Origin of the sequence: Affinirhizobium lemnae, assembly GCF_022968395.1 — a bacterium.
GTDB lineage: Bacteria > Pseudomonadota > Alphaproteobacteria > Rhizobiales > Rhizobiaceae > Neorhizobium > Neorhizobium lemnae.
The window spans coordinates 1-10846 of sequence record NZ_JALJQZ010000079.1 but is presented as its reverse complement, the minus strand read 5'-3'; the positions used below and the strand labels follow the sequence as shown (position 1 = coordinate 10846).

Genomic DNA, 10846 nt, shown 5'->3' with positions numbered 1-10846 from the left:
CTCCAAAATCAGCTTTGAATCCGATTTGCGCTCTTTTGGGAATCCCAATCCTTAAATCATCACCACGACCTAGCAATGACAAAATTCACGGCTGAAACAATAGAGAAGCACATACGGAGGAAGCACCCCGGTTGTCCGGATTTCGCGATAGCCTTCTTCGTTTCTGAGATCAGAAAGAAAGATTGGAAGGGCGCCTCGATTGGCAGAGCAGTCGGCATAACCATGCAGAACGTGCTTCGACACACCATGACCGATTACGATACGCTGTTGCTAGAAGGCATGGATCGCAAGGAAGCGCGCAAGCGGGTGCAGCCTAAAGTTAACAAGACTATTGCCCGCTGGGGTAGAATGCTGCGATAAAATTGCGTTCAGGACGAAGACAGCAATATAGTGTGCAGTTTATTAAGCCGGAACTGCACTGATAAATTTTGGTAGCTATCTACAGCCATAGAGAAGTAGGGCGAGCAAAAGGCGAAGCTTACACATTGAGTGTTACTTCAGGGCCTGGCGATAAACTCGCCAGGTTTTCCTCATTTGGCAACAAGCTCGCGCAGCCCTTCAAGGATGCTGTCGAAGACTTCCGACCTATCAGCTGACAATCCGGCCTTTTCGGCATCAGACCGAACACTCTTGAGCTTCTTTTCAACGCTGTCTGCGCTCGCCCCTTCGGAAAAGATTTTGAGGAATCTTTGCCAGTATACAGCTGGGATACCTGATATATGCTGCTCAAGGAGACCATTGATAAAGTCAGTCATTAGCGCACCGCGCGCAACGCGGCCAAAGTTGTTGCCTTTGTCCTTTTTTGCCTCGTCATTAAACTTTTGGTTTTTGGTCGGATATGGCTCCTTAACCGCTGCGGAGATAACCTTAGCGTCATCACCCTGCTTGCCTCGCAGAACCTTCCAATAGTGGTTTCGATGTTCAGCGGCGAAGCGCGCTTCTTCTACGAAGGGACGCATCAATCGGGGCGCACCCGAAATCACTTCATCAAGTCCCCAGGGGAATACGACAAGCAAATCTTGTGGCGCGCAAACGTTCGGTGAGGCTTTGTAACGGAACGACGGCTCGCCCTCTTTTGAGAGGATGAACCACCCCTTAAGCTCTATCCCCATGATGATGCGTTCTTCTTCCGCCACATTAGGGGCAGAGGTCTGCAGACGCACATCAGGGAAAACCTGTGCCTGCCTCACAAATGAATAAATCTCATATTTGCCATCAGGATCCCACAGTTCTCGCAAGTCATTAAGATTCTCAACTACCGAGGACTCGATAGCGGCCCCTAACGGAGTATTGAGCGTGAACAGATCGGTGGCGCTGATACCTGCAATCCGAAGTGCAGTTCGGAAACGTGCAGGCAATGCGTGCAGAGTATCCAAGACACGATCATAAAGTTCTCTATGCTTCCAGTCGGCAGCGGGTCCGTTAGTTCGGGAGGGTGCGGTCATGATACAGCCTTAAGTAGGCGAACCGGTAGCGCGTTACGCATCCTGATTGTTGCAGCTTCAAAAAATTCGACATTTACCTCGGCAGCGAACGAACGCCGCCCGAGTTTTGCAGCCGCGACACTGGCGGACATCAACCCTCCGAACGGCTCCCAGACAACATCGCCCTTGTCGCTGGAAGCGTTTATTTGGCGCTCCATTAAAGTGAGCGGCTTCTGGTTTGCATGGAAGTAACCGCCCTCGGACCGCTTCACCCGTTCGGATCCGTGGACAGGCGGTTCTTGCCAAACATTCGTAAGGGCGTGGACATGCAGCCACTTTGCCCGCATTTGATTCCAAGCATCAGCTGTAGGCTTCATTATGCCATCTATCGAAAAGTATGGCCGGTCAGTTTTAAAGCCGTATTCCGTGCACCACTTGGCCATAGCGACAACGGCCTCGCCCGGCGGAAAATACCAGAGGTGGCATTGTGTAAGATATTTTCGGGTTGCCGCGTTCGCGACACCGCACGCAGCGTTGCTTTGCGACATCGGCAAACCAGATCGCTGCCATTCGTAACGAAGCCATTCTTTCAGCGGAAGCTCGTCCCCTTCCAAATTGGGTAGAGTGGCTTTCCTCGTATAGCGAACAGCAATCTCGGTTACGACCGGGACACCTCGGATGGTTCGGGAGTTCACGTTCCCTGCGATATGGGCAATTCCCTTATCCCAAATCACAGCTTCCTCGTATTGCCAGCCGTGCATTTCAAGCGCCGGATGAGACTTTGCCCAACCTAGTTCGCTATTCCAAAACCACAGGGTCGTGAATGGCTCGGAGTGTTTTGCCCATGCGGCAGCGTGAGGCGCATACCACTCGGCCAACCTGTCAGGTGTGTGTGGCTCACCGGGAAACTTTCCAAGACCATATGGCCCATCGGAAATGATCACTGTTGGGGGATCCCATTTGTCATAGAACTTCAAGGAATCCCCTCGGCAGAGCGTGGCATTCCCAAGCTTTATCGTATTGCCGGATTGGCCTGCCATTTCTTCCCTCAATCCACGAACACTAACGACTCACATTAATTGCGCTGGGTAAGATGTGATCTAAACCACTGGCTTTTGATAGCAAGGCCGAGAGTTCATCAACCACTTCCCGGCAACACCTAAAACCACAAAAGCGCGCCGGTAGCCTACACCGTAAAAGTGTTCCGGTTTCCAGAAAACTTAAACGAAATCACCTATCGATTTATCTTAAAGTAAAACGTGTGGCTGGGGCGCCTGGATTCGAACCAGGGGATGGCGGTACCAAAAACCGCTGCCTTACCGCTTGGCTACGCCCCAATAGCACTGGCCTTGTTGCTTCGGGCGAAGCACCAGTTGCGTCGGGGATTGCGTTTAGCAAAGCTCATGCCTCACCGCAATCAGCTTCCATCTCTTTTTTGACATTTTGGTCGAATGCGTCCACATGCAACTGATCAGACCGCACTTTGCAAGGAATGGACATGGCCGCAGATCTGCCCGGCCCCGCATTTACCCTCGATTTCGAGGCCTCGCACGGGCATGCCGTGCCGGTGGCCGAAGGGGTCTGGCGGCTAACCTGCAACAATCCATCGCCCTTCACCTTCCACGGCACCAATTCCTACATCATCGGCCAGGGCAAGACGGTTGCCGTGCTCGATCCCGGCCCGGAGAATGATGCGCATTTCGAGGCGCTGATACGAGCGCTGAAGGGCAAGACAGTCAGCCATATTTTCATCAGCCACACCCATCGCGACCATTCGCCGCTTGCCCGTCGCCTCAAGGCGGAGACGGGAGCGCTGACCGTGGCGGAAGGCCCGCACAGGGCAGCGCGCCCGCTGCACGAGGGTGAGACGAACCCGTTTGCCGAAAGCTCCGACATGGAGTTCCAGCCGGACATCGTGCTTGCCGATGGCGGCGTGATCGAGGCCGATGGCTTTGCTTTGCGTGCCATCCATACACCCGGGCATACGGCAAACCACTCAGCCTTTTCGCTGGAGGAGACTGGCATCGTCTTCTCCGCCGATCACGTCATGGCCTGGGCGACCACGATCGTGGCGCCACCGGATGGCTCCATGAGCGATTTCATGGCCTCCGTCGATAAGATGATGGAGCGCACGACCGACCGGATCTATTTTCCCGGCCATGGCGGCCCGATTGCGGAGCCGGCCTCCTTCCTGCGGGCCTTGCGCACCCACCGACGGATGCGCGAACGCGCCGTGCTGGAGCGTATCCGAAACGGCGACCGGACGATTGCCGCGATGGTGGACGCGATCTATGCCAAGACGGACAAGCGGCTGCATGGCGCTGCCGCGCTTTCGGTTCTGGCGCATCTGGAAGATCTGGTCGAGCGGGGCGAGGTTTTGACGGAAGGCCCGCCTGCCCTTTCGGGACGCTACTGGCCTGCCTGAGCCGGTCTCATCGACTTATCCGGGCTTCACCTATTCCTGCGCGATGCCCAGCAATTCTGCATCCAGAGCGCGCAGGTAGGATTGTGCGATGCCGGCGCTCAGGCCCAGATCATGCGAGCCGTAGCGGCTGGCGACGCGCATATCCACGAGCACCGTCTGCTCCTCTTCCCGAAGGCGGATCACCACATCGAAGGGCAGGCCAAGAATGAAGGTGCGCATCGATCCCTGAAGCGAAAGGTCGCCCTTTGCCTGTGCCTGAGGCAGCCGGGAGGCGAGCGCAGGTGATGGGCGAGGCAGCGGAATCGGCACCACATCCGGCACAGGAGGCGCGGCATCCGTTGTCGGAGGATTGCCAGCAGGGCTGGAGGCCGAACCGGCTGCACCGTTGGCACCGGCTCCCGACTGAGGCGTTCTGGAAGGGGCCGGCTTGGCTTTCTGGCTCTGCCCTTTGGCGAGCTTGTCCTTGTCGAACTTGATGCGGTTTGCCGCCGCTACCTTCACGACGGCATCATAGACACGATCCAGTGCGCCTTCGTAACGGCGGCTGGTAATGCCCGGATAGATTTCTGCTTGTAATTCCCGCGATACCGGACTGACGAAGGTGGGCTGAGACAGCCACAACTGATCGGCCACAGGCTGCTTCTGCCAGGGGGGAGGATCGGCAATATCCGTCGTCACATCGAAAAGCGGCGGACGCGTTTGCGAAAGATACATGCCGACGGCAAACAGTGCGATGGCGGGCAAAGCCAACAGCAGGGCCTTGGCGGAGGCTATCCCGCCCTGCGCGCCAGTGGTCCATAACTGCGCCAGCCCATGCAGTGCAAGCGGTATGCTGAGACCACCCAGCACCGCGCATAGGATGACCACCGCCAGGAAGCTAGGCGTCGTCAGCGGCCCGAAGCGGTGCGCAGCAAAAGCCATGGCCAGCAGCAACAGTGAGCTCCACGCCATTTTCTTTGCCAGATAGGCCGAAGAGGACACCGGACGAACGAAACGCACCGTCATTGAGAAATTTTTCCTTCTCGGGCGTTCCGTTTACCGGAAGTCCCGCCTGCTGATCTTTTCGCGCTGCTTTTGCTCGACATGTGCCTACTTTCTTTTAAGACATTCATCCAAGCACGTCATCCGGAAGCCGCATCATGAAATCGCAAATGCAGACAATGTTTCGCCTGGTTCAAGCCTTGGGCCTGGGACTGACGCTGAGCCTTACCGCAAGCTGCCAGAGCCTGAGCCCCGAGGCACGCCGCGCGGCAGCTGAACGCACCTGCCTTGGCTACGGTTTCGAGCCGGGCAGCCCCGCCTTGCAGCGCTGCATGCAAAACCAGAACTGACCACCGCACCGGATAAATATTTGACAAGTGGTTGATCGTGGCGCCTCCTGGTTTCGTAAGTTGCAACAGGAAACACGAAAAGTGGACAGCGCCATGGCCAGACCTGTGCTCTACATCACCAGTTCGGATTACGCGGTCAGGACGGGAGGATATGTTTACAATTCCCGCCTTGTGCAGATGCTGCGCGAGCAGGGTCTTGACCTTGAGACGCATTGCCTTGGGCAGGGGTTCCCCGTGATTCCCGAAACTGAGCGCGCAGCCCTGGCAAGACGGCTGGCTGCGCTTCCCGCTCACACCCTTCTTCTGATGGACCATGTCTATCTCGGGCGCCTGCTGGAACTGTTTCGCCAGATGCCGCATCCGATTGCCGCTATTTTCCATCATTCGGACGTTATGGAACACGGCACGGGCAGCGACGAGAAAGGCAAACGCCTGTTCGAGGCGGAAAGAGCGAGCTTAAGCAGGGCCGATGCGCTTCTGGTGACCTCGAACGAAACCGCGCGCTATGTGCGGGAGCAGTATGGATTTTCAGCTCCTCCGATTCACGTAGCCGTTCCGGGCAATGACCCCGTGCTGCGAACCGCGGTCGGCGACTTTGCAGCCAATGGCGGACCGCGCATTATCTCCATCGGCGCCATAATCCCGCGCAAGCGCTATGATTACATTCTGGACGTTGCCAGTCACCTGAAGAACCCTGACTGGAGCTGGAACGTGGTGGGCGATCCATCGCGCTATCCCGGCCATCTGCTGCGCCTTCAGGAAAAGGTGGAGCATCTCGGACTTTCGGATCGCTTCCGCTTTCTGGGCGATGTAGCGGACGAGGAGCTCGAAACCTTGTGGCAGGCGAGCGATCTCTATGTCGCAGCTTCCCACTACGAAGGCTATGGAATGGCAATTGCCGAAGCACTTCGCCACGGTGTGCCGGTGGTCAGCACCGCATCGGGCGCCGTGTCCACCTGGGCCAAAGCTGGCGTAACCTCAGCGCCCGCGGAAGATGCCGAGGCAATGGCACAGGAGATAGACCGGCTGATGTCCGCGCCGACCCTGTTACGGGAGTTTGGCGACCTTGCCTGGACATTTGGCCAGACACTTCCAAGCTGGGCCGCGACATTTACCGGCATGGACGCATGGCTGAACGGAATTCGACGGCCGGCCACGGCGCGGGATGGCTCCCGCCCGTGACTTTGCCTTGACTTTCGCTTGACTTGGCTGGCACCCAATAAGGCTTAGCGCGCCGACTGCAAACGCTCTCTTCGCGAGGAGAACAAGACAGGTTTGCGCAACAACGCCGAGAAGCGGCTTCGACCATACCACAGGCTGACAGCAAGCAGCGAAAACCACGCCATGATAGTCAAGGTCGCAAAACCGGCCGATAGCGGCTTTTCATCCAGCAAGCGGCCAAAGCCTGGCGCAATGATGCAGAATGGCAAGAGCGAGAGGCTGGATTGCAAGGCGAGGACGGTACTGCGCAGTCGCGGATCGCGCACGCTGACATTGCTGATGATGCGCAGGATCGGATCGGCCACGCCGTAGAAGACGTAGAAGGCGGCGTAGAGCCCGATCGATACGTAGGAGATGGGCAGGATTGTGAGAGCAAAGGCCAGAGCAAAAGCACTGCTGGCGAGAAGCAGACTGCTGGCCAATCTGCCGAAACGGCGCAAGACCAGGGGCGCAAGACAGGAGGCACCGGCCCAGAGCATTGAACCAACCGCCGGCAGAATGCCATAGTATTCCAGCTTGACCTGCAAGGCGCTCAACAAAGGTTGCTCCGCAAAATAATTCAGCTCACGGATCAACAGGAAGATGCCGCTGAGCACGGTCGCAAACAGCAAAGTATCCGAGCGGAGAACTTCCCGCATCGCTGCACTGAGCGAAGACGCGGATTGTCTGAAACCGGCCCGCCAGCTCTGCATGGGTTTGCCTGGGTGCAACCTTTCCGCATGCTCCGGCAAAACGAGAGCAATGCCCGTCGCCATGAACAGACCCGCGGCGCTGAAAAAATAGGGCAGCGACAGACCGAAGCTGGCGAGCGGACCGCTGAGCAGATAATAGAGGATGAGCGCACCGTTCACGACCGCGAAATTGACTGCTTCCAGCCTCTCATAGTCAGCCTGACGGCCCATATGCTTTAACTCATCGAAGAGATAGGCCGATTCCGGACCGTTCAAAAACGCACGTCCCACACCGGCCAGAATTTCCATGGCCGCGAAGAAGACCAATCCCTCTCCAAGCCCGATACCGACATAGCCGCAGGCCACCAGGAGCGCGCCTAAAGCCAAAGCACTTTTTCTGCGGAAGCGATCCGCAAAGATACCGGCGGGAACACTGGCCACCAGCTTGCCCACGTAGTGAAGCGCCTGGATCAAAAAGATCTGCTGCAGGTTAAGCCCATGCGACAAATAAAAGGCCACGATAACGGGACCGTGGAACAGGCCAACCTGAAGGCCAGAAAACACAAAGAGTAAACGCAAGGAATGCCTCGCAATCTTAAATTACGTACAAAAAATATTCCGTCACCGAATGGACGTCGGAAATAATGTAAAAAATTTCTATTTTCAAACGAAATTTTTATGACAAATGAGATTATAATACTACTATAATAGATATATGGGATTTTTCTTCGATTTTTCTAACTTACCGTCACGCAAAATAACACAATTTTTAGTTGCATCCCAAGTCAGCATTGAACGGAGTTACAGTAATAATGAACATTTTTGCGCGAGTGAGCGTCTCTGATCCGAACAGCAATCGGACAGGCTGATGACGCAACTTTGGCAAAAATTTTAACGCAGACGATGCTCGATCGCGGCCTGCGCCGCCGCCAACCGGGCGATTGGTACGCGGAAAGGCGAGCAGGAAACATAATCGAGGCGCATCTGCTCGCAGAATCGGATGGAAGCCGGGTCACCGCCGTGTTCGCCACAAATGCCCAGTTTCAGGTCAGGCCTTGTCTTCCGGCCCCGTTCTGCTGCGAGACCGATCAACTCGCCCACGCCATCGAAATCCAGCGAAATGAACGGATCCTGTTCGATGATGCCCTTGCGTTGGTAGGTCGGGATGAAGCTTGCCGCATCGTCACGCGAGATGCCGAATGTGGTCTGCGTCAGATCGTTGGTGCCGAAGGAGAAAAATTCCGCCGTTTCGGCAATGACATGGGCGCGAAGAGCAGCACGCGGAAGCTCGATCATGGTGCCGACCAGGTATCCGATCTGGAGGAGGCCGGTTTCTTTTGAGACGTCTGCCGCCACCTGGTCGATACAGGCTTTCACGTAGTCCAGTTCCGAACGAAGACCGACCAGCGGCACCATGATTTCCAGCTCGACGGGTGCGCCGGTTTCGCGGGCTGCAGCGGCAGCGGCCTCGAAGATCGCGCGCGCCTGTACTTCCGCGATTTCTGGATAGGAAATGGCAAGACGACAGCCGCGATGGCCCAGCATCGGGTTGAATTCGTGCAGCGCCTCCACCCGGCGCGACAGAAGCGCCGGCTCCATATCCATCGCCGCGGCCACTTCGATAATTTCTTCGGCGCTCTTTGGCAAAAACTCGTGCAGCGGCGGATCCAGCAGGCGGATGGTGACCGGCAGACCGGACATGATGGTGAAGAGCTCCGTGAAGTCGGAACGTTGCATGGGCAACAGCTTGTCCAGCGCCGCACGGCGCCCGGCCTCGTCTTCGGCGAGAATCATCTCGCGCATCACATGGATACGGCCGCCTTCGAAGAACATGTGTTCGGTACGGCACAGACCAATGCCTTCGGCACCGTAGGAGCGGGCCGCACGGGCATCTTGCGGCGTATCGGCATTGGTGCGTACGGTCATGCGGCGGATCTCATCTGCCCAGGCCATCAGCCGGCCGAAATCACCGGAAAGCTCCGGCTGGATCATGGGCACGTCGCCTTTCAGCAACTGGCCGGAAGACCCATCGACCGTGATCATCTCGCCCTTTTTCAGCGTGAAGCCGGGGCCGATCAGAAGCTCGTTGCGCAGATCAACGCGCAGACCACCCGCGCCCACCACGCACGGAATACCCATGCCGCGCGCAACGACTGCCGCATGGCTCGTCATACCGCCGCGCGTCGTCAGAATTGCTTCAGCCGCATGCATGCCGTGGATGTCTTCCGGGCTGGTTTCGATGCGCACCAGCACGACCTTGCGGCCTTCTGCTTCCGCATCCACCGCATCTTCCGCCGTAAAGACGATTTCTCCGCTGGCCGCCCCGGGAGAGGCCGGAAGGCCCGAGCCCAGCACCACGCGCTCAACGCGCGGGTCAATCGTCGGGTGCAGCAGTTGATCGAGCGAGGGCGGATCGATGCGGCAGATGGCCTGTTCGCGGGTTATGACGCCTTCATCCACCAGATCCACGGCAATCTTCATCGCGGCCCGTGTTGTGCGCTTGCCGCTGCGGGTTTGCAGCATCCACAGCTTGCCACGTTCTACGGTGAATTCGACATCCTGCATGTCGCCGTAATGCGCTTCTAGCCGATGACAAATGTCTCGGAACTCGGCGAAAGCCTCCGGCATCAGCTTTTCCATGGAGGGCTTTTCAGAGCCACTGGCGAGGCGCCCCTCCTCCGTCAAGCTTTGGGGGGTACGAATGCCTGCCACGACATCCTCCCCTTGGGCATTGACCAAGAATTCGCCATAGAGACTGTTCTCACCGGTGGACGGATTGCGCGTAAAGGCAACGCCCGTTGCCGACGTAGAACCCAGATTGCCGAACACCATGGCCTGTACATTGACCGCGGTTCCCCAATCATGCGGGATCTTGTGGAGGGTCCGATAGGTGACCGCGCGCGTGTTCGTCCAGGACGAAAAAACCGCCTTGATGGTGTTCCAGAGCTGGAGATGACAATCCTGCGGGAAGGCTTCGCCCAGCTCTTCCTCGATGACCTGCTTGTAGAGCGACACCACATGCTGCCATTCGACGGCAGAAAGCTCCGTATCGTAATCGTGGCCGAGGCGCGCCTTCTCGTCCTCCAGCACTTCCTCGAAGACCTCGTGATCGAGACCCATGACAACATCGCCATACATCTGGATGAAGCGGCGATAGCTGTCCCAGGCAAAGCGCGCATCGCCGCTATCGTGACCAAGCGCCTGCACCGTCTGGTCGTTCAGGCCAAGGTTCAGCACAGTATCCATCATGCCAGGCATCGACGCCCGCGCACCAGAACGGACCGATACCAGAAGCGGACGGGCACCCTGGCCAAAGGTGCGGCCGGTAATCCTCTCCATGTCGGACAACGCCAAGAGAACCTGGCCCTGCAGATCGTGCGGAAGCGCCTTTCCTTTGGAAAAGAAAAACAGGCAGGCTTCCGTGGTGATCGTCATTCCGGGCGGCACAGGCAGCCCGAGCGATGCCATTTCGGCAAGGTTTGCTCCTTTGCCGCCCAGCAACGCAACATCGGCCACGCCGCCTTCCGCCGCGCCATCTCCAAACCTGTAGACCCATTTCGTTGCCATGTTTGCCTCCAGCCCCGAGCATGAACTGCTTCTTTTTTCCCAAGCATTTACCGTAGTTGCGGTGACTTGGAAACGGGGAATGGCAGCATCATGTTGCATTGCAGCAATAATACGACGGGTCACATGGATTTTTAGGTCGTGGTGATGATTTAAGGATTGGGATTCCCAAAAGAGCGCAAATCGGATTCAAAGCTGATTTTGGAGATC

At 57.1% G+C, this 10846-nt stretch carries 9 protein-coding genes and 1 tRNA gene; 4 read left to right on the top strand and 6 right to left on the bottom strand.

Translation table 11 applies throughout. The features are described from left to right. The first annotated feature begins 75 nt into the window (after positions 1–75). A complete protein-coding gene (locus MUU53_RS22410) occupies positions 76–360 on the top strand; it encodes a DUF2293 domain-containing protein (RefSeq protein ID WP_247262829.1) in 285 nt (94 codons plus the stop codon). 170 nt (positions 361–530) lie between these two features. Here MUU53_RS22410 and MUU53_RS22405 read toward each other — a convergent pair whose 3' ends face one another. The 3 genes from MUU53_RS22405 to MUU53_RS22395 all read right to left on the bottom strand — a co-directional run bounded on the left by MUU53_RS22405 (position 531) and on the right by MUU53_RS22395 (position 2761). Then, on the bottom strand, positions 531–1445 hold the full coding sequence (locus MUU53_RS22405) for a hypothetical protein (protein WP_247262828.1): 915 nt from the start codon (positions 1443–1445) through the stop codon (positions 531–533). Further along, on the bottom strand, positions 1442–2401 hold the full coding sequence (locus MUU53_RS22400; RefSeq protein WP_247262827.1) for a DNA methyltransferase: 960 nt from the start codon (positions 2399–2401) through the stop codon (positions 1442–1444). The genes MUU53_RS22405 and MUU53_RS22400 overlap by 4 nt, the downstream gene beginning before the upstream one ends. 285 nt (positions 2402–2686) lie before the next feature. Continuing rightward, positions 2687–2761 (bottom strand) — tRNA-Gln (locus MUU53_RS22395). A gap of 173 nt (positions 2762–2934) precedes the next feature. On the opposite strand from MUU53_RS22395, the gene MUU53_RS22390 reads away from it, so the two are divergent. Then, entirely contained in the window at positions 2935–3849 is a 915-nt protein-coding gene (locus MUU53_RS22390; RefSeq protein WP_247262830.1) for an MBL fold metallo-hydrolase, read from the top strand. A gap of 30 nt (positions 3850–3879) precedes the next feature. Here the strand turns inward: MUU53_RS22390 and MUU53_RS22385 are convergent, their stop codons facing one another. After that, positions 3880–4854 carry a DUF1499 domain-containing protein gene (locus MUU53_RS22385; RefSeq protein WP_247262826.1) on the bottom strand — a complete coding sequence of 325 codons (975 nt, stop codon included), beginning with the start codon at positions 4852–4854 and terminating at the stop codon, positions 3880–3882. Positions 4855–4988: 134 nt separating this feature from the next. Between MUU53_RS22385 and MUU53_RS22380 the strand changes: the two genes are divergently transcribed. Both MUU53_RS22380 and MUU53_RS22375 read left to right on the top strand, forming a co-directional pair. Next, complete coding sequence (locus tag MUU53_RS22380; protein ID WP_247262825.1) at positions 4989–5180, top strand: hypothetical protein; 192 nt, start codon at positions 4989–4991, stop codon at positions 5178–5180. Positions 5181–5273: 93 nt separating this feature from the next. Then, positions 5274–6362: a glycosyltransferase family 4 protein gene (locus tag MUU53_RS22375; RefSeq protein ID WP_247262824.1), complete on the top strand. Its 1089-nt coding sequence runs from the start codon at positions 5274–5276 to the stop codon at positions 6360–6362. Between the two features lie 44 nt (positions 6363–6406). On the opposite strand, the gene MUU53_RS22370 is transcribed toward MUU53_RS22375, so the two are convergent. Both MUU53_RS22370 and ppdK read right to left on the bottom strand, forming a co-directional pair. Further along, entirely contained in the window at positions 6407–7651 is a 1245-nt protein-coding gene (locus MUU53_RS22370; protein WP_247262823.1) for an MFS transporter, read from the bottom strand. A 312-nt stretch (positions 7652–7963) separates the two neighbouring features. Beyond that, positions 7964–10639 carry a pyruvate, phosphate dikinase gene (gene ppdK / locus MUU53_RS22365; RefSeq protein WP_247262822.1) on the bottom strand — a complete coding sequence of 892 codons (2676 nt, stop codon included), beginning with the start codon at positions 10637–10639 and terminating at the stop codon, positions 7964–7966. Positions 10640–10846 lie beyond the last annotated feature (207 nt).